Source organism: Burkholderia sp. AU31652 (assembly GCF_002223155.1).
GTDB lineage: Bacteria > Pseudomonadota > Gammaproteobacteria > Burkholderiales > Burkholderiaceae > Burkholderia.
In genome coordinates this window covers 189,690-212,356 of sequence record NZ_NKFG01000008.1, presented here as the reverse complement: position 1 = coordinate 212,356, position 22,667 = coordinate 189,690, and the positions used below count along the sequence as shown (strand labels likewise).

At 67.4% G+C, this 22,667-nt stretch carries 20 protein-coding genes; 5 read left to right on the top strand and 15 right to left on the bottom strand.

Annotation, left to right across the window (positions count from 1 at the left end; genetic code table 11):
- Positions 1–57 precede the first annotated feature (57 nt).
- The 4 genes from CFB40_RS36705 to CFB40_RS36685 form a co-directional block, all read right to left on the bottom strand.
- Positions 58–1,050, bottom strand: coding sequence for a chitinase (locus tag CFB40_RS36705; protein ID WP_256976990.1), 993 nt, complete (start codon positions 1,048–1,050; stop codon positions 58–60).
- 666 nt (positions 1,051–1,716) lie between these two features.
- On the bottom strand, positions 1,717–2,427 hold the full coding sequence (locus tag CFB40_RS36695; protein WP_244115330.1) for a lytic polysaccharide monooxygenase: 711 nt from the start codon (positions 2,425–2,427) through the stop codon (positions 1,717–1,719).
- 477 nt (positions 2,428–2,904) lie between these two features.
- A complete protein-coding gene (locus tag CFB40_RS36690; RefSeq protein ID WP_089434167.1) occupies positions 2,905–3,942 on the bottom strand; it encodes a LysR family transcriptional regulator in 1,038 nt (345 codons plus the stop codon).
- 80 nt (positions 3,943–4,022) lie between these two features.
- Complete coding sequence (locus CFB40_RS36685; protein ID WP_089434166.1) at positions 4,023–4,766, bottom strand: SDR family oxidoreductase; 744 nt, start codon at positions 4,764–4,766, stop codon at positions 4,023–4,025.
- A 205-nt stretch (positions 4,767–4,971) separates the two neighbouring features.
- Here CFB40_RS36685 and pdxR point away from each other — a divergent pair, with 205 nt between their 5' ends.
- The 5 genes from pdxR (at position 4,972) to CFB40_RS36660 (ending at position 9,539) form a co-directional block, all read left to right on the top strand.
- The gene (pdxR, locus tag CFB40_RS36680; protein WP_089434165.1) at positions 4,972–6,537 is read left to right on the top strand and encodes a MocR-like pyridoxine biosynthesis transcription factor PdxR; all 1,566 of its coding nucleotides are present in this window, start codon (positions 4,972–4,974) and stop codon (positions 6,535–6,537) included.
- 304 nt (positions 6,538–6,841) lie between these two features.
- Entirely contained in the window at positions 6,842–7,342 is a 501-nt protein-coding gene (locus CFB40_RS36675) for an Ohr family peroxiredoxin (RefSeq protein ID WP_089434164.1), read from the top strand.
- 107 nt (positions 7,343–7,449) lie between these two features.
- Positions 7,450–8,451 carry a bestrophin family protein gene (locus CFB40_RS36670; protein WP_089434163.1) on the top strand — a complete coding sequence of 334 codons (1,002 nt, stop codon included), beginning with the start codon at positions 7,450–7,452 and terminating at the stop codon, positions 8,449–8,451.
- Between the two features lie 199 nt (positions 8,452–8,650).
- Positions 8,651–9,130, top strand: a complete 480-nt coding sequence (locus CFB40_RS36665) for a carboxymuconolactone decarboxylase family protein (protein WP_046546535.1) — start codon at positions 8,651–8,653, stop codon at positions 9,128–9,130.
- A gap of 4 nt (positions 9,131–9,134) precedes the next feature.
- Complete coding sequence (locus CFB40_RS36660; RefSeq protein WP_089429382.1) at positions 9,135–9,539, top strand: cupin domain-containing protein; 405 nt, start codon at positions 9,135–9,137, stop codon at positions 9,537–9,539.
- 58 nt (positions 9,540–9,597) lie between these two features.
- Here CFB40_RS36660 and CFB40_RS36655 read toward each other — a convergent pair whose 3' ends face one another.
- The 11 genes from CFB40_RS36655 to CFB40_RS36605 form a co-directional block, all read right to left on the bottom strand.
- Positions 9,598–10,482, bottom strand: a complete 885-nt coding sequence (locus tag CFB40_RS36655; RefSeq protein WP_256976989.1) for a GNAT family N-acetyltransferase — start codon at positions 10,480–10,482, stop codon at positions 9,598–9,600.
- Positions 10,483–10,563: 81 nt separating this feature from the next.
- Positions 10,564–11,751, bottom strand: a complete 1,188-nt coding sequence (locus tag CFB40_RS36650; protein WP_089434161.1) for a M20 aminoacylase family protein — start codon at positions 11,749–11,751, stop codon at positions 10,564–10,566.
- 73 nt (positions 11,752–11,824) lie between these two features.
- Positions 11,825–13,282 carry an aldehyde dehydrogenase family protein gene (locus CFB40_RS36645; RefSeq protein WP_089434160.1) on the bottom strand — a complete coding sequence of 486 codons (1,458 nt, stop codon included), beginning with the start codon at positions 13,280–13,282 and terminating at the stop codon, positions 11,825–11,827.
- Entirely contained in the window at positions 13,279–14,556 is a 1,278-nt protein-coding gene (locus CFB40_RS36640; RefSeq protein WP_089434159.1) for an NAD(P)/FAD-dependent oxidoreductase, read from the bottom strand. The genes CFB40_RS36645 and CFB40_RS36640 overlap by 4 nt, the downstream gene beginning before the upstream one ends.
- A 133-nt stretch (positions 14,557–14,689) precedes the next feature.
- Positions 14,690–16,015, bottom strand: a complete 1,326-nt coding sequence (locus CFB40_RS36635) for an NAD(P)/FAD-dependent oxidoreductase (protein ID WP_089434158.1) — start codon at positions 16,013–16,015, stop codon at positions 14,690–14,692.
- Between the two features lie 2 nt (positions 16,016–16,017).
- Positions 16,018–16,752: a cupin domain-containing protein gene (locus CFB40_RS36630; RefSeq protein ID WP_089434157.1), complete on the bottom strand. Its 735-nt coding sequence runs from the start codon at positions 16,750–16,752 to the stop codon at positions 16,018–16,020.
- 120 nt (positions 16,753–16,872) lie between these two features.
- Entirely contained in the window at positions 16,873–17,313 is a 441-nt protein-coding gene (locus CFB40_RS36625) for a helix-turn-helix domain-containing protein (RefSeq protein WP_089434156.1), read from the bottom strand.
- A gap of 23 nt (positions 17,314–17,336) precedes the next feature.
- Positions 17,337–18,614 (bottom strand): NAD(P)/FAD-dependent oxidoreductase, encoded by a 1,278-nt coding sequence (locus tag CFB40_RS36620; protein ID WP_441299790.1) that lies wholly within the window; start codon positions 18,612–18,614, stop codon positions 17,337–17,339.
- 200 nt (positions 18,615–18,814) lie between these two features.
- A complete protein-coding gene (locus CFB40_RS36615; RefSeq protein WP_089429375.1) occupies positions 18,815–20,704 on the bottom strand; it encodes an ABC transporter ATP-binding protein in 1,890 nt (629 codons plus the stop codon).
- Positions 20,704–21,660, bottom strand: coding sequence for an ABC transporter permease (locus tag CFB40_RS36610; RefSeq protein WP_089434154.1), 957 nt, complete (start codon positions 21,658–21,660; stop codon positions 20,704–20,706). The genes CFB40_RS36615 and CFB40_RS36610 overlap by 1 nt, the downstream gene beginning before the upstream one ends.
- A 30-nt stretch (positions 21,661–21,690) precedes the next feature.
- Positions 21,691–22,644 carry an ABC transporter permease gene (locus tag CFB40_RS36605; RefSeq protein ID WP_089429373.1) on the bottom strand — a complete coding sequence of 318 codons (954 nt, stop codon included), beginning with the start codon at positions 22,642–22,644 and terminating at the stop codon, positions 21,691–21,693.
- Positions 22,645–22,667 lie beyond the last annotated feature (23 nt).

Sequence of the window (22,667 nt, the reverse complement as noted above, 5' to 3'; positions counted from 1 at the left end):
AAACGTCGTCGCCATCATCCGGGCGGCCCGCATGGTCTCCTCCCTGCCCGGCTTCGTTCATTTACCGGGCGCCAGGCGGTTGGCAAACCGGTTCGTATAACCGAGCGTACCGACACCGCCGATCGAATTGCACGTCGACGATGCGGCGCCGGGCGGACAATCGACGTCCCGGTCGAACGACCAGAAGTGGACACCCGCGAGACCGTTCTGTTTCACGAACTGCGCCACGGTGTCCGCGTCCGCCGGCGTGAAGGTTTCGCCGACCACATCGTTGCCGCCGATCATCGGCGTCAGCTCGATCTGGCTGTACGGTACGCCCCAGTGATCGTGCAGGTTCATCGCGGCCTGGATCGCCGACTGCCCCATCTGGCAGGTGCCGTTCGCGACCACGCAGTTCCCCGCGCTAGCCGACCCGTAGTCCATCGTCATCAGGTCGATGGTGTAGTTCTTCAGGCCGGCCGCCTGAATCGCCTGCATGACCCAGTCGCCGTATATGTTGAAGCTGTCGGGGGCGCTGGCACCCCACGAGCTTGCCGTGCTCGCGCCCTGCTGGGAAGGCGCCAGTGTCGCCAACGTGAAGCTGAAGCGCAGGCCGGGATATTTCCGCTGGGCGACGGCCACGCGCTGGACGAGATCGTTGATCACCTGTTGCGTCTGCCCGCCCTCGATGTCGAAATCGATGCCGATCAGGTTGCTCGATGCATAACGATCGATGAAGGCCGCCATGCCCGCATCCGTCCCGCACGTGAACATGCCGGCCGCGCCGCCGGTGGAAATCACGTAATTCACGTTGGCCGCGGTGAAGAGCGGCACATTGGCAGCCGCCATCGCGCCGCCGTCGACGCCCGCCCAGTTCTCGCTGCCGCATTCACCGGTCGCGAACGCGAGCGTCAGCGTACGGACACCGGTTGGCAGCACCGACAGCACCGGGCTCAGCTGACCCGTGACGTTCGTCGAGATGACGTTCGTGTTCCAGTTCATCGAAATCGTCGCGTCCTTGTACGGGCTATAGACGAATGCCGGCGCCGTGCCGGTACCCGATGTACCCAAGGCACCCGCCGCGGCAGCGCCGGTGCCTAACAACGACCCTGCCAGCAGAAGCGCCAGCGCGCCCCTCAAGGTCGATCGCCGCACGATTCCGGTTTGCTGGTTGCGCTTCATTTTCATGCCCTCGATTCCGGTCTGGCTCATGATTTCCCCTTTCGATTGACAAAGCTCCGCCCAGGTCGAATTCAAAAGAAATCAACCTTACAAATTGCCACTTGAAGAAAAATTCCGATATTGATTCCGTCTTTATCTCAACGACGGAAAACAATTCGACGGCCGATGTAGTGATCCTTCAATCCAGCGCCGGCACTTCGATTTGTTATACTACATAATTATCAGGCATCAACCCTGGAATCGATTATTTCCATCAATATCGGAACCCGAAATATTCACGTGATCGCATCGCCATATTGCAATTGTCGCGATTCGATAATTCAAACGGATAGCTCGCAGCCATCCGACTGATTGTTCAAATCGACGAAATTCAGGCGATGCGATCCGGCCGTAAGACGGCGTCGCGCGGGTGGGCGGAGAGGCAATGATGGGGCTGCTTCGGCAAGCCGGGCTGAACACTGCCCGGTCGGTCGGCGAGCGCATCCGCGCTCCTGAGCGGCGTTCTTCCATTCATGACGCCCCGGCCATCGCCGGGCGCGCCATGTCGCAGCCGTATCAGAACGGGCTGCGAGTCGTATCGCCGTTGGTGAACGTCGCATCGACGACCTGATAGAACGCCATCGCCGTATCCGCGACTTCCCAGACCGCCAGGATGACGTGGTAACCGCTACGCACCGGCAACCGGCATTGGTGAATGGTCGGCTGCTGCGGCACCAGGTTCGCGTTCGGGTCCCAGTAAGGCTGGCCGGGATTCTGGATCGTGCAGAACGGCGTGGGCTCGAACTGCGCGCGCGTCAGCTTTTCCGACGGGTTCCAGTCGGCGCGTGTAATGAAGTAGTTCCAGCGACGGGTCTTGTGCACGGCGCTGAATTCCCATTTGAAATTCTGCAACGCGCCCGGCCGCAGCGGGATCTTCTGCCAGCGGCTCGGCGACTGCTCGTTCAGCACGGGCAGCGGGCCATTGGTGCTGGCGCCGGCGATTTCGCCGTCCGGCGGCGGTGCGGCATTCTTCGCGTCGGCCGGCGCGAACGGATCGGACAGGCCGCTTTGCGTCGCGGGGAAGAACTTGCCGTTCTCCATCGCGTTCGCGTGCCACGCGTCGACGTGACAGTTCGGATTCTGCCCTTGCGTGCACAGCACGATACGCGAAGGCGGTTCGGTCAAACGGCCGTGCGCGTGAGCACCGGCCGCCGCGACCAGCAGTGCCACGCCGGTCAACGCGCATGGCACCACGGAAGCAACGTATCTGCGGATGATCTTGTTCATGAGCCCTCATGACGTCGATGTCGGAACGGATATGCGCGTGTCGGGCCTGCCGCAGGATCCCCGGCAGGGGTTCCTGTCGACACGGCGTCGCGCACACTGATCGGCAAAAGCGGCAACCCGATGAAACCGCGGCACGCGATGATGAATCGCCGCGTTTTCTGACAAATCACTTTCACCGAACCGAACCTTATCCGCAAAAACCTGAAAAATAAACGTCCCGCATTGATAGTTTTTTAATTTTAATCAAACGCCCGATTCGTTTTTAATTTCAGCCTGTTTTGTCTCGGCTTTAATTGCGCGACATTGAATAAACCGCCAATTCATTAAAACACTTTATCGATCATTCGGCAGGCGGCTTTGCGCACTCGACTTGCCCTGCGTGGTTCGTCGTTGCTTCGACCGATGAAAAAATCGTGGCCGGTGGAAGATGTCCATGCAAGCCGCCGGACCGCCCGCTTCCCCCAAGCCCTTTATTCTTCAAGCCGCCAATCCCGGCGACGAAGCAACCGTGAGATCCCGGTTGAACTGCGTCATGCAGTTCAGGTCGAGCGCGCGAATCTGCTCGGTCATGAAATCGACGAAGATGCGGATGCGCGTCGGCAGGTGTTGCCGGCTCAGATAGCAGATGTAATGGCCGCGATCTTCCGGCACATGCTTCGCCAGCGCGACGACGAGCGCCTTCGATGCGAGATGGTCGCGGATCTGGTAGCCCGCCAACTGTGCGATGCCCGCTCCGTTCAGCACCGCGCGCAATACCAGGTCCGCGTCGTTGAACGTGAGGCGCGAGGTCGGCAGGTACTTCCGCGGGCGGCCGTCGACATTGAACTCCCATTCGAACAGGCGTCCGCTCGCGAACCTGAAATTGATGCACGCGTGCCGGTCGAGATCTTCCAGGCTCTGCGGGAGCCCGTGCGTCGCCACGTACGACGGCGCCGCACAGAGTGCCATCTGCATCGGAATCAATTGGCGCGCGATGATGCTGGAATCCTCGATGCGCCCGTTGCGGAACGACACGTCGATCCGCTCGGACACCAGGTCGATCGGCCGGTCGTCGAGCAGCAGGTCGATGTCGATGTCCGGGTACGCGTCCGCGAATTTGGCCAGCAGCGGCGCCACGATCTTCCTGCCGAAGCCCACGGCCGAGCTGATGCGAATGAGGCCGCGCGGCGGCCCCTGCCGCAACTCGAGCATGTCGTTCATGGCTTCCACGATCTGCGCGACGCCCTGATGGCAGTTCTCGTAGAAGCGCCGGCCCTCGCACGTCAGTTCGGTCGTGCGCGTGGTTCGCTGGAACAACCGCGTGCTCAGTTGCGCCTCGAGCTTCTGGACGTTCCGGCTCACGGCCGGCCGCCCGACGCCGAGCCGTTCGGCGGCCTTGGTGAAGCTGCCCTCGCTCGCCACGGCAACGAATGCCAGGATGCCCGCATAGCTCGCGCCAAAGCTCGCCGACAGGGCATTGGCGCGACCGGCCAGGTCGCGCCGCACGCTGTACTCCGATGGTTCCGAATGATTCATTTTCCGCTGCCCCCATGCCAATCATCCCGATTGCCCGCGATCCGCGGGCGCCTGCGAACCGTCACATGTGCGAACGCGAATCAGCCTCGCGCCAGCCACGCGTCGAGGCCGATGCGGCCGAGTCGCGCCTTCCCGAGCGGCACCAGCGAGGTTTCCTCGACGCGGCCGCCGTAGTAGCGGGCTTCGCGGTCGGTCACCACCGCGCGCGGATCGCCGACCGATTTCAGGTAGCGCGCGACGATCTCCGCGAACGGCGCGCGATCCGGGCCCGCGATCTCGACCGTGCCGTTCTGCGGCCCGGCAAGCGCGATCTGCGCGACGAGCGCCGACACGTCTTCCGCGGCGATCGGCTGGAACAGGCCGTCGCCGATGCGGACCGTGCCATCCTGCGTGCTGAAGTCCGCGATGCCGCCGATGAATTCCATGAATTGCGTCGCGCGCACGATCGTGTACGGCACGCCCGCCGCTTCGATCGCCTGCTCCTGCGCGACCTTGGCCAGGAAATAGCCGTTCTCCGGCATCCGGTCGCAGCCGACGATCGACAGCGCGACGTGATGGCGCACGCCCGCGGCCACTTCGGCCTTGCCGAGATTGCGTGCCGCCGTGCGGAAGAAGTCCAGTACCGCCTGCGGCTCCCACGACGGCGCATTCGCGACGTCCACCACGACATCCGCATCCGTCAATGCTTCGGCCAGGCCCTCTCCCGTGACGGTATTGACGCCGGTGCTCGGCGAGGCGGCCAGCGCCTGATGACCCGCTTCGGCGAGCAGCGTGACGACACGCGAGCCGATCAGGCCCGAACCACCGATGACAACGATTTTCATCGCACAATCTCCTGACGATTTAATTTGACGGCAATGCGACCGGGCGTGACGGGTGCCGGATCCGGAGGTGGCGGTCATGTCCGTCGCATCGCGTGACGCAATTGTGGAAGAATCATGTCCTATCCATCAGTGCCAAGAATCGGCGATCGGACTAGTCCAAGCTGGATCCGATCCTGTCCCTGCGTGCGTTACCTGAGAAGCCGCGATGTCTGAGCCCACTCTTCCGCTGACCATTGAAATCGACCGGCAGCACCAGTTGCCGCTCTATCTGCAGATTTGCGAGCGGTTCCGGGCCGCGATCGCCGCCGGCCACCTGCGCCCCGGCGACCGCGTACCCGCGCTGCGCGGCCTGGCGACGCAATTGAACACGGCGCGCGGCACCGTCGAACAGGCCTATACGATCCTGGTCGACGAGGGCTATCTGCAGATGCGCGGCGCGGCAGGCACGTTCGTCTCGCCGTCCTTGCCGATCTCGCTGACCCGCGCGTCGCCGCCGCGCACCGGTACCCCGCCGAACCGGCCCGGCGAACCGGCGGCCCCGCCGCGGGCGTCGACGCCGGCTCCTTCGGCGCCTTTGGCCCGGTCAGCCCCGTCGACCCCGCCCGCCGACCTCCAGCCTCCGCGGCGCCCGCAGCCGATCGCCGTCGCGCTGAGCGGCGAGCCGAGCCCGCTGCAACCCGGGCTCCCGGCGCTCGATGCGTTTCCGCGCAAGGTCTGGCACCGGCTCGTGTCGCTGCGCGCACGCAGCGGCGAACGCGCGCTGCTCGGCTATCCGAATCCCGCCGGCTACCGGCCGCTGCGCGAACACATCGCCACCTATCTGACGCTGTCGCGCGGCGTGACCTGCGTGCCGGACCAGGTCTTCGTCACCGGCGGCTACCGCGCCACGCTGGAACTGATGCTGCGCAGCCTCGCACGGGCGAACGACCGCGTGTGGTTCGAGGATCCCGGCTATCTGCTCGCCCGCGGCTTCCTGTCCGAGACCGGCGTGCAGCTCGTCCCCGTGCCGGTGGACGACGAAGGGATCGACGTCGCGCGCGGCATGCAACTGGACCCGCAGGCCCGCTTCGCGCTGGTGACGCCGTCGCATCAGAGCCCGCTCGGGCATACGCTGTCGCTGTCCCGCCGCATCGCGCTGCTGGACTGGGCCGCCAGGACGTCGGGGTGGATCGTCGAGGACGACTACGACAGCGAGTTTCGTTATCTCGGCCGCCCGCTGCCGGCGCTGAAGAGCCTTGACCGACGCGATCACGTGATCTATTGCAGCACCTTCAGCAAGGCGATGTATCCCGGCCTGCGGCTCGCCTACGCGGTCGTGCCCGAGCGCGCGGTGGAGCGGGTCGAGCGCGTGGCATGCAGCATGAATGCCGGTTCGCCGCCTCTGCTGCAGGCGGCCCTCGCCGACTTCATCGAGCAGGGGCACTTCGCGCGGCACCTGAAGCGGATGCGCGCGCTGTACGGCGAGCGCCGCATGCTGATCGTGCACGCGCTGCGGCAGGCGTTCGGCGAGCGGATGATCGTCGAATTGCCGGCGGGCGGCATCCAGTTCGCGGTGCAGTTCACCGACGGGCCCGACGGACCGGTCGACGACGTCGCCGTCGCTGCCCGCGCGCGCGTCGCCGGCCTGGCGGTCCTGCCGCTGTCGATCTGGTATACGAACAGCCACACGCGACAAACGCCGCGCGGCCTCGTCATCGGGTTCGCGAACATCGTCGACGCGGACGAAGCGCAGCGTCACGCACGAACGCTGCGCGCCTGCCTGGACCGCTGACGCGCGGCGCGCAACGGCCGGGCGTCGCGTCACGATCCCGATTGGTGCCCGAAGGGAAACATTGAATCGCCCGGGACGGCCATACCGTGGCCGATCGTGCTCCTCTAGCATGGAGGCGTCTTTTCCCGGAGACCCGCCAGGGATCGCACCGCACCGGAAGATCGCCGCACAGGAGTCGTGCGATCGTTCGCGCCACGCGTGCCTGGCGCACGCTATCTGCCCGGGGCCGCGCCGCCCCGTTCGCCCCACGCTTCGACACACGACTGACCGGGAATCGAAGCGGCGCTGAACTCGAGCACGCATCATGGACGACAAGAAGCTCCAGGCCCCTCCGCTTTCCCTCCTCGACCGGTATCGGGGCCACGCGTTTCAGCCGCTCTATACGACGAGCGTCACCGTGACCGGCGGCGAGACGGGGCACGGCCGCGCGTCGGGCGTCGTTCGCTCCGACGACGGCAGCCTTGCCCTCGAGCTGCGCCTGCCCGCCGAACTCGGCGGCCCGGGCGGCGGCACCAATCCCGAACAGCTGCTCGCCGCCGGCTACGCCGCGTGCTTTCACGGCGCCCTGAACCTGCTCGAGCAACGCGCGGGCGCGGCGCCAACTGAGACCGTCGTGGAGGTCCGGGTTGCGTTCGGCCGTGATCCGATGGACGGCGGTCATGCGTTGATCTTCGAGGTTCGCGTCCGGATGCCCGGCGTCGAGCGCAGCATCGCCGAAGAGCGGGTGCGCGCCGCGGAGCGCCTGTGCCCGTACGCCAAGATGGCCAGGCAAGGCGCCGTCAATCTCGTGACCGTCGTCGACTGACCCGACGTGCGTCGTGCGGCGGCGGCGACCTTCGCCGCCGTCGCCTCGTGCGTGGCCGCCCCGCTGCGCGTTTCGCGACACGCCTAGTCCTCGATGAGGCCAAAGACATGCATCTCGGAAAATCCTACAAGCTGGCGGAATTCCTGATCTGGACGCGCTGGAAAGTTTACGAGCTCCTCGCTTTCGGGACCGTCCCGGTCGTCCTGTACACGGTCTTTTCGGTCAGATGGCTGTCGCTCCCGCTGACGATCGTGGCGCTGCTCGGCACCGCGACGTCGTTCATCGTCGGCTTCAAGAATGTCCAGACGTACAACCGCGCCGCGGACGCGCTGGACATCTGGATCGGCATCCTGAGCAAAAGCCGTCGCTGGGGGCAGGTCGTGCAGGACTTCGTCGGCGACGAAGAGATCGCTCGAACCCTCGTCCATCGCCACCTTGCGTGGCTCACCGCGCTGCGCTACGACTTGCGCCGCCCGCGCGTCTGGGAAAGCACGAACAAGCGCTACAACGCGGAGTACCGCCGGTTCTATCGCGTGCCGGAGTGGGAACAGGACATCCGGGAACTGCTCCCGGCGTACCTGTCACCGTCCGAAGCGGCACAGGCGTGCGCGTCCGCTTCCATCGCGACGTTCGTGCTGAGCCTGCAACGCCGCACCCTCGCGATGCTGCACACGGCCGGCCGCCTCGATACGAGCTTCTACATGGACCTGCACAAGACGATCGGGGATTTCACCGATCTCCAGTCGCGCGCGGAGCGTTTCAAGAATTTCCCGTATCCGCGCCAGTACGCGACCGTCAGCTCGCTGTTCGTCCGCTTCTTCTGCCTGTCTTTGCCGTTCGGTTTGCTGAACGAGTTCAACCGGCTGAACGACGGCGTGAGCGGTTTCATGCACGGCTACATGGTCTGGCTGGTGGTGCCGTGCAGTGTCGCGGTGTCGTGGATGTACACCTCGCTCGATCAGGTCGGCGAAAGCACCGAGAACCCGTTCGAAGGCGGCGCGAACGACGTGCCCATTTCGACGCTGTGCGGCACGATCGAGCGCGATCTCAGGGCGATGCTCGGGGAACACGCAGGCGCGCCGTGCGGCGACACGATCATCGCGCTGTAGCGAACCGTGCGCGTTCCCGCTGCGGTTGAGATCGACCGCGCCCCCGACATGGATTGGTGCCGAAGCGGCAACAGAATGCGCACCTGCCGGGCACTACTGGCCCGCGGGGCCCGCGATTACGATGCTGTCAGGCAGGCCGTGCGTGGGGCGCCACATGCAGGGCCGGCAGTCGCGATTCCACATTTCAGGAGAACCGATCATGACGCAACGTATCAACTACTTCCAGCAATCGCCGGAGCTGACCAAGAAGCTCGTCGAACTCGACGGGCTGTTTCAGAAGACGACGATCGAGACGCCGATCCGCGAGCTCGTCGAGATTCGCGCGTCGCAGCTCAACGGCTGCGCGTTCTGCGTCGACATGCACACCAAGATGGCAAAGATCCACGGCGAGCGCGAACTGCGCCTGCATCACGTCGCGATCTGGCGCGAGTCGACGCTGTTCTCGCCGCGCGAGCGCGCCGCGCTCGCCTGGACCGAAGCGCTGACGCAGATCCCGTCGCACGGCGTGCCCGACGAGCTCTACGAACGCGTGCGGGGCCACTATTCCGAGAAGGAACTGTCGGATCTCACCTTCCTCGTGGGCGCCATCAACTGCTGGAACCGGCTGAACGTCGCCTTCCGCGTCGTGCCCGGCTCGTTCGACAAGATGTTCGGGCTCGACAAGGCCAACCTGGAGTAACGACATGAAACGCCTCATGCTCGCGCTTGCACCGCTCGCGCTGTCGCTCCTGGCCCCCGTTCAGCCGGCCGCCGCCGCCCCGCACGCCACGGTGACGCAACTGACCACGGAACCGTTGCCCGAGTATCCGGGCAAGGAAGTGGAAATGATCGTCGTGGACTATCCGCCCGGGGCCGTCGATCCCGTGCATCGCCACGATGCTCACGCCTTCGTCTACGTGCTCGACGGCAGCATCGTGATGGGCCTGAACGGCGGGAAAACGGTCACGCTCCATGCCGGCGACACGTACCATGAAGGACCGGACGACGTGCACACGGTCGGACGAAACGCCAGCAGCACGAAGCCGGCGAAATTCGTCGTGATGCTGCTCAAGAACAAGGGCGCGCCGGTTCTCACCCCGGTGAAGTAAAGCGATCGCCGCCTGGGCCCGGCAACGCCGGGCCGGGCGCGCGAGGCAATCCCGCGGGCTACAACATCGCCTGGCTGACGAGCGCGTACTGTCCGAAGGCCGGATCGGCCGGCCCTTCGTGCGCTGCGGCCGGCGCGTTGCGCACCATCTTCGAACACGTATCGACCCGCGCCAGACCTTGTTCGACCAGCCAGTCCGGCAGACTGGTCCCGTCCGGTACGTCGATGCGGACGAATTCGCCTTCCCGTTGCGTCAGCCAATGACTGACGAGCGCCTTCGCATACGCATCGTCGCTTGCGCGCGGTGCGGCCACCGGGCCGATCACGTCGCCGCGCCCGAAGCGCCGCAGCACCGAAAACCCGACCACCTCGCCATCGCGTTCGAGCACGACGCTTTCACCGCGCTGGAACAGCGCGGCCATCAACGCATCGCGCTGGAGGCCGGACGCGCGCGCGTCCAGCTCGACGAGGCGCGGCCAGTCGGCCGACGATCCGGCGCGCAGCCGCACGCCTTCTGGCAGAACCACGTCGGCCGGCCGCACCACGTTCCCCTGATACTGGCCCAGCGAGCCGCACACGTTGAAGCCGAGCTTCTCGTACAGCGGCCGGCCGGCCGGCGTCGCATGCAGGAACGTGACGCGCGGCCCCAATTCGTCGATGAGCAGCTCCATCAGCTTGCGGCCGATGCCTCGCCCCTGATGCGCGTCGGACACGATGACATGCCCGATCGCGGCGCGATCGGCACCGTACTTCCAGCACATCGCCGTGCCGATCACCACGCCGTTTTCCTCAGCCGCGAACGCGGTCGACGTGTCCGCGGAAAACTGCCAGTCTTCCGCCCTGAACGGCCAGCGAAGCGCGACGGTAAGCGCATGGGCCGCGGGGACGTCCGCGGCGGTGAAGCGCCGGTAGCGAACCGCCGGCATCGTGTCGGAATCCTTCATATCGTTTTCCTGTTTCATCAAGCAATTCTTATAAAAGTGTCGTCGCGCGCCACGGCCCGACTTCAATGCCGGCGTCGCGCATCATCGCGATCGCGCGAAGTAGTGCTGCGCCAACGCAACCCAATAGCGGACGCCAGCCGGAATGATCTCGTCGTTGAAGTCGTATTTCGGGTGGTGCAGCGCCGGTGCGCTCGCGCCGTCCTGCGCGTTGCCGATCAGCACGTAAGCGCCCGGCCGCTCCTCCAGCATGAAACCGAAGTCCTCGGACGTCATGTTCGGCGGCACGTCGCGGTCGACGCGCGCGTCGCCGAACGTGTCGCGAATCACCGCTTCGCACAGCGCCGTCTCGGCCGGCGTGTTGACCGTCGCCGGGTAATACTGGAAAAACTCCACGTCGACCTGCGCGCCATAGGCACTCGCCAGCGCCTCGCACGCGAGCCGCACGTCGCGCTGCAGCTTCTGCTGCAACGCCGACGACAACGTGCGGATCGTGCCGCGCAGCTCGGCAGTGTCCGGAATCACGTTGTCCGTGGTGCCCGCATGGAACATGCAGACGGAGATGACTGCGGGATCCACCGGATCCTTGTGCCGCGCGGCGATGGTCTGACATTGCAGCACCATCGAGCATGCGAGCGGCACGGGATCGATGCCCAGGTGCGGCTGCGCCGCGTGCGCGCCCTTGCCCGTCACCGTGATTCTGAAGCGCGAGCCGGCCGCCATGATCGGCCCGGTGCGCAACCCGAAATGGCCGGCCGGCAGCCCGGGCCAGTTGTGCATACCGAATACCGCTTCCGTCGGGAACTGGTCGAACAGCCCGTCGTCGATCATCCTGCGCGCGCCCGCGCCGCCCTCTTCGCCCGGCTGGAACACGAAATGGACGCTGCCGGGCAACTGCGGCAGTTCCTTCAGCACGCGTGCGGCGCCGAGCAACATCACGGTATGGCCGTCATGGCCGCACGCGTGCATGATCCCGTGCGTGCACGACGCATGCGCGAAGTCGTTGGCTTCGTGGATCGGCAACGCGTCCAGATCGGCGCGCAGCACGATCCCGCGTGCAGGATCCGCGCCGGGCAGGCTCGCGACGACGCCCGTGCCGCCCAGCCCGCGTGATACCTCATAGCCGAGCGCTTCGAGCTCGCTCGCGACGACATCGGCCGTCCGGTGTTCTTCGAATCGCAATTCGGGATGCGCATGCAGATCGCGGCGCAGCTTCGCCCAGTGCGCGTGATGCGCTTCCAGCAACGGGTCGGGAATGACGGGGTTATCCAATTCCAATTTCGGCACCTTCGGAAAATAAAAAGGTTCAGCCGTACTGCCGGCGCGATCGCGCGCGGCGGCCGGGTCAGTCGTAAAAACCGACGATCGACTTGATCTCCATATATTCCTCCATCCCTTCGATCCCGTACTCGCGGCCGTTGCCCGACTGCTTGTATCCGCCGAACGGCGCCTGAGGGTCCCATGCCGGGTAGTTCAGATGCACCTGCCCTGCACGGATACGCGCGGCCACCGCGCGGGCCTGCGCCTTGTCGGTGCCCTGCACGTGCGCGCCGAGCCCGTAGACCGTGTCGTTCGCGATCGCGATCGCTTCTTCCACGGTGTCGTAAGGCAGGATCGCGAGCACCGGGCCGAAGATCTCCTGCTGCGCGATCGTCATGTCGGTGCGCACGTCGGAGAAAATCGTCGGCTGCGCGTAAAAGCCGCGCTCGAGCCCCGCAGGCCGGCCGGGGCCGCCGGCGATCAGCTTCGCGCGTTCGTCGATGCCCGCGTCGATCATCTGCGCGACCCGCCCGAACTGCGCACGGTTGGCCAGCGGCCCGTGCGTCGTGGCCTCGGCGAACGGATCCCCGACGACCAGCGTGCGCGCCGCCGCGACGGCCAGTTGCTCGACCGCGCCGAGCACGGCGCGCGGCACGATCATGCGAGTTGGCGCACTGCACGACTGCCCCATGTTGCGGAACGCGGCGGCCACGCCCGGCGCGATCGCGCGCGACAGGTCCGCATCCGGCAACACGATATTCGGCGACTTGCCGCCGAGCTCCTGCGCGACGCGCTTGACGGTCGTCGCCGCCGCCTGCGCGACCAGCACGCCGGCACGCGTCGATCCGGTGATCGACACCATGTCGACCTCCGGGTGCGACGACAGCGCGGCGCCGACCGTGTCGCCGCTGCCGCTCACGAGATTGAATACGCCGGCAGGCACGCCCGCATCGGCGATCACTTCCGCGAACAGCAACGCGCTGAGCGGCGACAGCTCGCTCGGCTTCAGCACCACCGTGCAGCCTGCCGCGAGCGCCGGCCCGACCTTCGCGGTGATCTGGTAGATCGGCCAGTTCCACGGCGTGATCAGCGCGCATACGCCGATCGGCTCGCGCACGACCGCGGTCGTGCCGCGTTGCCTGACGAACGCGTAGTTCGCCAGGTTGTCGCGTGCGACGCGGATATGTTCGGCCGCGAGCGGCACGTGCGCGCCGCGGGCGTAGCCGATCGGCGCGCCCATTTCCAGCGCGAGCGTCGTGGCGAACAGTTCGGCACGCTCCAGCATCAGCGCATGCACACGGTCGAGCAACGCGGCGCGTTCCCGCGGTGACGTCGCGGACCAGCGCTCGAACGCGCGGCGCGCGGCCTGCACCGCGCGGTCGGCGTCGCGTGCGCTGCCGAGCGGGATCTCGCCCAGCGTGTCTTCGGTGGACGGGCTGACGACCGCGAACCGGTCACTGCCGTCGGGCAACACCCAGTCGCCGTCGATGAAGAAGCGATCGAGCCTGCCGGCTTGCATCAGGTGAACAACAGGGGAATTCATTGGAGAGTGTCCTTGAGTCGATACCAGGCACCGACGAACGGCAGGAACCACGGTTTGCCGAAATGCCCGGGAATGGCCGGCCAGTCGAAGCCTTGCCACGGGTTGAGTTCCGCGCGCCCGTCCATGATCTCGGCCATCAACGTGCCCATCAGCGTGGCCATGTGGGTGCCGTGGCCGCTATAGCCCATCGAGTAGTAAACGCCGTCCCGCTCGCCCGCGCGCGGCAGCCGGTTGGCCGTCATGTCGACCATCCCGCCCCAGCAATAGTCGATGCGCACGCGGGCCAGCTCGGGAAACACGGCGGCGAGTTGATGCCGCAGGATCGCCCCGCTCTTTTCGTCCGAGCGCGGGTTCGACGTGGCGAACCGCGCGCGCCCGCCGAACAGCAGACGGCCGTCGGGCGTCGTACGGAAGAAGTTGACGAAGTTCTTCGTGTCGGTGGCCATCCGGCGCGTCGGCAGCAAGCGGTCGAGCCACTCGCGCGGCAACGGCTCGGTGACGATGATGAAGGCGCCCACCGGCACGACCCTGCGGCGAATCCAGCCGAACGGCCCGACGTGCGAAATGCCGCTTGCGAGCAGCACCTGACGCGCACGGATCTCGCCGCGCGGTGTTTGCACCGCATACGCGCCGCCCGCTTGCCGCTTCAGGCCCAGCACCGGCGCCTGCTCGACGATGTGCGCGCCGCGCGCCTGGGCGGCGCGCGCGAGGCCGCGCACATAACGGCCGACATGCATGCCCGCACTCTTGCCGAACAGCAGCCCGCCGTGATAACGATCCGAGCCGATCTCGTCGCGCAGCTCGGCCTTCGTCACGAGGCGCGTGTCGGGGTCCACGCTCGCCGCGAGCAAAGCCTGGCTGCGCGCGAGCTTGTCGTAGTGTTCGGGCTTCGCCGCGAGCTTCAGCTTGCCGGTGCGGGCGAAATTGCAATCGATCGACTCTTCGTTGACGAGCCGCTCGACCGTGTCGACGCCCGCGTCGAACGCCAGATAGAGCCGGTTCGCCAGTTCCGTGCCGATGCGCTGCGACAACGACGCGTAATCCTGCGCGAAGCCGTTGTTGCACATGCCGCCGTTGCGTCCCGATGCCGCCTGGCCGACGGTGCCCGCCTCGCAGACGATCACGCGCGCGCCCTTCTTGGCCAGCGCCAGCGCGGCGGCCGATCCCGTGATCCCGCCGCCGACCACCACGACGTCGCAACCGCCGTCGGGAAACTCGGGCGAGTGGCTCACGAATGGCTCCGACGTATCGAGCCAGTACGAACTGAAACGCATCAGGCACTCCCAAGCTGGCGCACCGCACTGCCGGGCCGGCGAACGTTCACCGCACCGCTCCGGCCGCTCGCGGGCGGTCCGGCTCGATGCGCGTCGGAAACAGGCGGCCTCTCATCCACGTGACGGCGTTGCATCAGAAATCCGCGACCTTGCCCCACGCGGACTCGCTGAACCGGCCGGGCCGGTACGGCGCCGGGTCCACGAACGGTTGCGCACCGGACGCCAGATCGGCGATCAGGTGCCCGGCGCCCGGCCCGATCCCGAAGCCGTGCCCGGAAAAACCCGCCGCGAGGATCAGCCCCGGCACGCCCGGCACTTCGCCGATGCCCGGCACGCCGTCCGGCGTACTGTCGACGAACCCGGCCCACGCGTGCGTGATCTTCGCTTCGCGCAGCTCGGGCAACAGTTCGGCCGCGCGGCGGTACGTTTCAGTGACGGTCGGCATGTCGGGCTTCGGATCCAGAATGCGCACGGCCTCCATCGGCGTCGGCGCGTCGAGGCGCCAGTGCTTCAACGTTTCATGGCCGCCGCGCACGCCTTCGAAGCCGCCCGGCAGCAGGTTGCGCCAGCGCTTCGCGAACATCGGCACGAATTGCGGCGCGAAGCGCAGGAACTGCGGCGTCAGGTCCACCCGCGCGCGACCGCTGATCGCCAATGCGTAGCGTCCATCGCTGCGGCGCGTGACGGACACGCCGGACGTGTACATCGCATCGGGCAGCGGCGTGTCGACGGGCGACACGCTCAGGATCGACTGACGGATCGACGCCTGCGGAAACCGGATGCCGAGCTGGCGGCAGAATGACGACGCCCAGGCGCCGCCGGCCATCACGACCGTGCGGGTCTTGATGACGCCGGCCTCGGTGACGACACCGGCAACCCGGCCGCCCTCGAGTTCGATGCCGCGCGCCGCGCAGTGCTGATGGACGCTGCCGCCCAGCTTCATCAGCGCGGCGGCCACGGCCGGCGCGGCCTTGCCCGGATCGGCCGTGCCGTCGGTCGGCGAGAACACGCCGCCCTTCCACTGCCGCCCGGTTGCCCGTCCGCGCTCGGCGGCCTGCTTGCTGTCGAGCATGTAGGTGGTCACGCCGGCGGTCTTCGCGAATTCGCCCCAGCTCGCCCAGCGGGACAGCTCGGCCTCGTCATTGCTGAGATACAGCAGCCCGCAGCGATGAAAGCCGGTGTCTTCGCCGGATTCGGCCGCGAAGCGTTCCCACAGGTCGATGCTCTTGCTCGCCATCGGCAACTCGCGCGCATCGCGGTTCTGCTGGCGGCACCAGCCCCAGTTGCGGCTCGACTGTTCGGCGCCGATGCGCCCCTTCTCGACGAGCGCGACCGAGATGCCGCGGCGGGCCAGGTAGTAGGCAGTGAACACGCCGATGATGCCGCCGCCGATCACGACGACATCGGCCGCGGCCGGCGGCGTGGACAAGGTTTCGATATGGCGCAGCGGAGGGGACATGCTCAGTCTCGTTCGGTGGAAGGTTTGACGTTCTGCATCACGTAGAACTTCGCCACGCGTTCGCTGCTTTCCCACCCGATCGACGCGCCGCGCGGCACGAACAGCGCGTCGCCGGTACCGAGCGACTGCACGCTGCCGTCGGGCGCCGCGAACCGGACGCCGCCGTCCAGCAGGAACATGAACTCGTTCGCGCGATGCGGCCGGACGATCCGGTGATACGGCGTCGAATCCCAGGTGCCCGCGCAGTACCCGGCGCCGTCGTCGGTGAACACGTTGTCGCTGCGGCATTGCGGCGCGGGGCCGAGCAGCGCCTCGGCCGGCAGCGTGGCGGACGGCTTGAAGTCGGCGTCGGCGCGCAGCTCGAAGACGCCGCGTTTCGTCGGTTGCGCGCACGCTGCCGCGCAGAACGTCAGCAGTACCGGCGATTGCGCGACGATGCGCAGTGCGGTGCCGGCGCCGATGACGGCGCCTTGCCCCGGGCCGACCACCAGCGGCGCGGCCCCGGCCGCTTCGAGCGTCAGCTCGCCCTGGATGACGGCCAGGGTTTCGATGTGCGGAAAGCTCGCCACGTCCAGTTCGCCGACGAAAACGATCCGCCCCGCGGCCATCGCGTCGGGGCCTTCCCACGCCATCTCGCGATGCGACGCGAACGGATCGCTCGCGCCGAACGCCCGCTTGCGGAATGCGGTGGAAGACGGTGCGCCGTCGGCGCGGTGCAACACGAAAACTGCGGTCATTTCTGCTCCTGTGCAGTGCGTGACGGATTCGCTCGAAAGCGGTCACGCGATATCGGAAATCGTCGTTCGCCGGCGCTTGTGCCGGACATCCTCAGCGGGGCATGTCGTCCATGCGTGCGCTTACGCCGCGTGACACGACGCTTCGCGGCGTTCGGCGCGCACGCGCGTCGATGGCGGTCGCACCGGCGCGCCGCCCGTTCGGGCGACCACGTAATCGCGCGGCGTGATCCCGAGCACGCGCCGGAAATGCCGGCACAGATGGCTCTGATCGAAGAAGCCGACGTCGGTCGCGACGACCGACGGCGCGAGACCGTCGCGCAACAGGTCCTGCGCCCGCCGTATCCGCACGAGACACAGATACCGGTGCGGCGACAGCCCGGTTTCGCTACGAAAACGCGCGGTGAATCGCGACACGCTCAACCCGGCCACCGCCGCGAGCGTGTCCAGGTTCAGCGGCTGCGCGAACGATGCATCGATCGTGCGCAGCACGTCGCCGATCGCGGGCGACACGGGCTGCGCGCCACGCGGCGAGCCAACCGAGCCAATGAATTGCACTGTCATATCGAATTCTCCCGGCGCTCGCTTCAATGCAGGAAATCCTGCATCCGGTAATACGCGCCGACGAGCGGCAAGAACCACGCGTGCCCGAAATGGCCCGGTATCGCCGGCCATTCGAGCTCGCGCCACGGGTTCGACGCGGCCGCGCCATACAGCACGTCGGCCATCACGCGGCCCATGTGCACCGACATCTGCACACCGTGGCCGCTGTAGCCCATCGAGTAATAGAGGCCGTCGTGCTGGCCCGCGCGCGGCAGCCGGTCGGCGGTGATGTCGACGAGCCCGCCCCAGCAGTAGTCGAGCCGCACGTTCGCCAGTTCCGGGAAATAGCCGGCCATGCCCGCACGCAGGACGTCGCCGCTTTTTGCATCGGAGCGCGGGCTCGACATCGCGAAGCGCGCGCGGCCGCCGAACAGCAGCCGGTTGTCGGGCGTCACGCGGAAGTAGTTGCCGATCTGGCGCGACGTGACGTATGCGCGTCGATGCGGAAACAGCCGGTTCAACTGCGCGTCGGGCAGCGGCTCGGTCACGACGATGAAGCTGCCGACCGGCGCGATGCGTCGCCGGAACCACGCGAACGGCCCGTGCTGCGATGCGCCGGTCGCGACCAGCACGCGGTCGGCGACGATCGTGCCGCGGGCGCTGGTGATCCGGTGGCGCTCGCCGTCCAGCCTGTCGAGCTGTGTGACGGCCGCGTGCTCGTACACGTGTGCGCCGGCACGCACGGCCGCTTGCGCGAGCCCGACGCCGAACTTGCCCATGTGCATCTGCGCGCCGTTGCGCTGCAGGAGCCCGCCGTAGAAACCGTCGGAGCCGACTTCGTCGCGGATGCGTGACGGCTCGATCAGTTCGATGTCCGGATCGACGTCACGCCGCAACGCGTTGAAGGTCTTTTCAAGCCCCGCGAAATGCTGCGGCTTCGCGGCGAGCTTCAGCTTGCCGGCGCGCCGGAAATCGCAGTCGATCGCCTGTTCGGCGACGATCGTCTCGACGCTCTTCACCGCGCTTGCGTAAGCGCGGTAGAACGCTTTCGCCTGCTCGACGCCGATGCGCTCGGCCAGCGACGCATAATCCTGCGCGACACCGGTATTGCACTGGCCGCCGTTGCGGCCGGACGCTTCGCCGGCGACCTGCGCGGCTTCGAGCACGACCACCGACACGCCGCGCTGCGCGAGCGCGAGCGCCGCCGACAAGCCGGTGAAGCCGCCGCCGATCACGACCACGTCCGCGCGTCCGTCGACGGGCCCTTCGCTGCCGGCGCGAAACGCGGGACGAGTGTCCAGCCAGTACGATTCCAGTTTCATCGAATTCTTCTCGCGTATTCCGGCGACGACGATCGGCGACCGTCCAATGAGAATCATTTAATCATCATCAAAAAGCGCAGTTGTCGCGTATTCGTGCGCGCCACACGTGTCATTTGCCGTTTTGCCCGCCTGCCGCAGCACACTATGCGCAACGTCGAGCGCCGGCGCGGGCGGGTGCGATGAACGAACGACGGCGCGCATTACAGCCGGACCGGCTGCACCGTCGTGCCGCCTGCCGGCACCGGCTCCGGCTCCGCCTGGAAGCGCGCGAGATCCTCCTCGCTGCGATGGCACAGCACCTGCGCGCCGTTGCCGAGCGTGCGCAACGACGGGGCCGTGCGATTGCACACGCCGTCCACGCGCATCGCGCAGCGCGACAGGAACGGACACAGCTCGGCCTCGTTCTCGCGCTCGCCGATCGGCACCAGCGGCCGATGGCAACGCTCGGTCGCATCGTCGAGCCAGCCCGCGCGCAGCTCCGGCGCGGACGACACGAGCAGATGCGAATACGGGTGATAAGGCGGCGCGCACAGCGCGTCGCGGCTGCCCGTCTCCACGCGGCGGCCTGCATACAGCACGACGATGTCGTCGCTGATCGCGCGCACCTTCGCGATGTCGTGCGTGATGAACACGTACGACACGCCAAGCTTCGCCTGCAGGTCGCGCAGCAGCTCGATGATCGCGGCGCCGACCACGGTGTCGAGCGCCGACGTGACCTCGTCGCACAGGATCAGGTCGGGCTCGGCCGCGAGCGCGCGCGCAAGGTTCACGCGCTGCTTCTGCCCGCCCGACAGCTCGCCGGTACGCCGCGAGGCGACCGCCGGCGGCAGCCGCACGAGTTCGAGCAGCTCCGCGACACGCTGGCGTGCACGCGCGCCCTTGATCCCGTGATAGAACGCAAGCGGCCGCGCGAGCGTGCGCTCGACGGTATGCACCGGATTGAGCGCGGTATCGGCGTTCTGGAACACGATCTGCACGCGGCGGTGCTGCTCCTTCGTCCGTTTGACGATATCGCGCGCGAGCGGCTCGCCGTCGAGCAGGATCGCGCCGCCGGTCGCCGGCACGAGGCCCGCGATCACCTTCGCGAGCGTCGTCTTGCCGGAGCCCGATTCGCCGATCACGCCGACCGTCTGCCCGCGCCCGATGCGCAGGTCGACTTCGTGCAGGATCACCTTCGCGGGCCAGCCTTTCGCGGTACGGCCGCCGTAGCCGGCGATCGCGCCGCGCACCTCGAGCAGCGGCGCCGGCGCGGCCGGCTCCTGTGCTAGCGCCTGCGCGTCGCGTTCGGCATCGTTCGGCGTGACCGCCGCGATCAGGCTCTGCGTGTACGGGTGCGCGGGCGCATGCAGGATCTGTTCGGTGTCGCCCGCCTCGCGGATCACGCCGTCGCTCAGCACGACGATGCGATCGGCCATCTGCGCGACCACGGCCAGGTCGTGCGACACGTACACCGCACTCATCCCGTAGCGCCGGATCACGTTCTTGAACGCCTGCAGCACGTCGATCTGCGTGGTCACGTCGAGCGCGGTGGTCGGCTCGTCGAGGATCACCAGCTCCGGATCGGTGATCAGCGCCATCGCGGCCATCAGCCGCTGCAGTTGACCGCCCGACACCTGGTGCGGATAGCGCTTGCCGATCGTCTCCGGCTCCGGCAGTGCGAGCGCGCGGAACAGCTCGACCGCCTTCGCCTGCGCGTCGCGCTTCGTCAGCGTCTTGTGGATCAGCGCGCTCTCGATCACCTGGTCGAGAATCGTGCGCGACGGGTTGAACGCGGCGGCCGCGCTCTGCGCGATATACGCGACCTTGCGGCCGCGCAGCGCGGTCAGCGCCTCCGCGGAAAGCGTGCACACGTCGGTGCCGTCGAGCTTCACCGAGCCGCCGGCGATCCGGCAGCCGGCGCGCGCATGGCCCATCAGCGACAGCGCGATCGTCGTCTTGCCGGAGCCCGATTCGCCGATCAGCGCGAGCACCTCGCCGCGCCCGATCTCGAAGTCGACGCCGTGGACGATCGTCGTTTCCTCGCCGCCCGGCCGGCCGCCGACCACGCGCAGCCCGCGCACCTCGACGAGCGGGTTCGATTCGTGTCGCATCAGTGTCCTCCGGCGGCGCCGGCCGCGCCCTTGCGGCGGCCGCGATGCGGCAGGCCGTCGATCAACAGGTTGACGCCCACCGTCAAGATCGCGATCGCGACCGCGGGCATGATCGCGACGGCCGAGCCGTCGCCGAGGCTCGCGATGTTCTCGCGCACGAGCGAGCCGAGGTCCGCATACGGCGGCTGCACGCCGAGCCCGAGAAAGCTCAGGCCGCTCAGCAGCAGCACGACGAACGTGAAGCGCAGCCCGGTGTCGGCCAGCATCGGGTGGATCATGTTCGGCAGCATCTCGACGCACGCGATGTACAGCGCGCTTTCCCCGCGCGCCTTCGCCACCTGCACGAATTCGAGCGTGCTGATGTTGACCGCCAGCGCACGCGCGATCCGGTACGAGCCCGGCATGTAGCTGACCGCGGCGGTGAGCACCAGCAGCGGCAGCGACGAGCCGAACGCGGCGACGAACATCAGCGCGAACATCTTCGACGGAATCGACGTGAGCGCGTCCAGCAGCCGGCTCATCGTCTCGTCCACTGCGCGGCCCGACACGGTCGCGAGCAGCCCGAGCGTCGTGCCGGTCACCGCGGCGAGCAGCACCGCGGCGAGCGCGAGCAGCACGGTCAGCCGCGTGCCGTACAGGATCCGGCTCAGCATGTCGCGGCCGAGGAAGTCGGAGCCGAACGGCAGCTTCGCGCTGAACGGCGCGAACACGTCCGGCGTGACGATCGTGCCGACGTCATGCGGCGCGATCAGCGGCGCGAACACCGCGACGAACAGCATCAGGCCGGCCATCGACAGGCCGACGCGGCCGCCGGCGGTCAAGGTGATGCGCACGGCGCGGCGCTTGCGCGGCTGGTCGGGCGCAGGCGCGACAGGCGGCACGCTGCCCCGCCCCACGGGCGGGTCGCCGGAGGGCGGCAGCGCGCTGCTGCGTTGTACGGGTTCGATCGGTTGCATGGGCGGCATCTCGGAAGGAAGACGAAACACTCAGGTGCGCAATCGCGGGTTCGACACGATCGAGCACAGGTCGGCGAACAGCACGAGCGTCAGGTAAGCGACGCAGAAGATCAGCGTGCACGCCTGGACCAACGGGAAATCGCGGTTGCTGACGGCGTCGACCATCAGGCTCGCCAGGCCCGGATAGTTGAAGATCGTCTCGACGACGATCACGCCGCCGAGCAGATACGACAGGCTCAGCGCGATCGCATTGGCGATCGGGCCGATCGCGTTCGGCAACGCATGGCGCAGCACGACGCGTGCGGGGCTCGCGCCCTTCAACACGGCCATCTCGACGTACGACGCGCTCAGTTGCTCGATCACCGCGGCGCGCGTCATGCGTGCCATCTGCGCGATCACGACCGCGCACAGCGTCAGCACCGGCATCGCGTACGCACGCAGGAAATCGTGCAGGCTTTCGATCGGGCCGCTGTACGACAGCGCGGACAGCCAGCGCAGCTTCACCGCGAACACGAGCACGGCGACCGTCGCGATCAGGAATTCCGGCGTCGCGACGAGCGACAGCGTGCCGAGGCTGATCACGCGGTCGATCACCGACTCGCGCTTGACGGCCGCGAGGATCCCGAGCAGCAGCGCGATCGGCACCGACACGGCGGTCGTGATCGCCGCCAGCGTGAGCGACTTCGGCAGGCGCCCGCCGATCAGCTCCGACACCGGCATGTCGCCGGACAGCGACCGGCCGAAATCGCCGTGCAACAGGCCGGTGAGCCAGTGCACGTAACGCACGTGCGCCGGCATGTCGAGACCGAACTGCTGGCGCAGCGCGGCGACCGTCTCCGGCGTCGCCGACTGGCCGAGCGCGGCCTGCGCGGCGTCGCCCGGCAGCAGGTTCGTGATCGTGAAGATGATCGCGGACACGATCAGCAGCGTCAGCGCGGTGACCGCGATGCGCCGGCCGATCAGCCCGATGAGAATTCGGTTCATGGAGAAGCACTCCTGAAAAGCCC

Coding starts and splice junctions, on each gene's coding strand:
- CFB40_RS36640 (WP_089434159.1), bottom strand. CDS start 14,556: ATGCGTTTCAGTTCGTACTGGCTCGATACGTCGGAGCCATTCGTGAGC.
- CFB40_RS36695 (WP_244115330.1), bottom strand. CDS start 2,427: ATGAACAAGATCATCCGCAGATACGTTGCTTCCGTGGTGCCATGCGCG.
- CFB40_RS36675 (WP_089434164.1), top strand. CDS start 6,842: ATGGACGACAAGAAGCTCCAGGCCCCTCCGCTTTCCCTCCTCGACCGG.
- CFB40_RS36685 (WP_089434166.1), bottom strand. CDS start 4,766: ATGAAAATCGTTGTCATCGGTGGTTCGGGCCTGATCGGCTCGCGTGTC.
- CFB40_RS36605 (WP_089429373.1), bottom strand. CDS start 22,644: ATGAACCGAATTCTCATCGGGCTGATCGGCCGGCGCATCGCGGTCACC.
- CFB40_RS36690 (WP_089434167.1), bottom strand. CDS start 3,942: ATGAATCATTCGGAACCATCGGAGTACAGCGTGCGGCGCGACCTGGCC.
- CFB40_RS36645 (WP_089434160.1), bottom strand. CDS start 13,282: ATGAATTCCCCTGTTGTTCACCTGATGCAAGCCGGCAGGCTCGATCGC.
- CFB40_RS36655 (WP_256976989.1), bottom strand. CDS start 10,482: ATGAAGGATTCCGACACGATGCCGGCGGTTCGCTACCGGCGCTTCACC.
- CFB40_RS36630 (WP_089434157.1), bottom strand. CDS start 16,752: ATGACCGCAGTTTTCGTGTTGCACCGCGCCGACGGCGCACCGTCTTCC.
- CFB40_RS36665 (WP_046546535.1), top strand. CDS start 8,651: ATGACGCAACGTATCAACTACTTCCAGCAATCGCCGGAGCTGACCAAG.
- CFB40_RS36635 (WP_089434158.1), bottom strand. CDS start 16,015: ATGTCCCCTCCGCTGCGCCATATCGAAACCTTGTCCACGCCGCCGGCC.
- CFB40_RS36615 (WP_089429375.1), bottom strand. CDS start 20,704: ATGCGACACGAATCGAACCCGCTCGTCGAGGTGCGCGGGCTGCGCGTG.
- pdxR (WP_089434165.1), top strand. CDS start 4,972: ATGTCTGAGCCCACTCTTCCGCTGACCATTGAAATCGACCGGCAGCAC.
- CFB40_RS36660 (WP_089429382.1), top strand. CDS start 9,135: ATGAAACGCCTCATGCTCGCGCTTGCACCGCTCGCGCTGTCGCTCCTG.
- CFB40_RS36670 (WP_089434163.1), top strand. CDS start 7,450: ATGCATCTCGGAAAATCCTACAAGCTGGCGGAATTCCTGATCTGGACG.
- CFB40_RS36620 (WP_441299790.1), bottom strand. CDS start 18,614: ATGAAACTGGAATCGTACTGGCTGGACACTCGTCCCGCGTTTCGCGCC.
- CFB40_RS36625 (WP_089434156.1), bottom strand. CDS start 17,313: ATGACAGTGCAATTCATTGGCTCGGTTGGCTCGCCGCGTGGCGCGCAG.
- CFB40_RS36610 (WP_089434154.1), bottom strand. CDS start 21,660: ATGCAACCGATCGAACCCGTACAACGCAGCAGCGCGCTGCCGCCCTCC.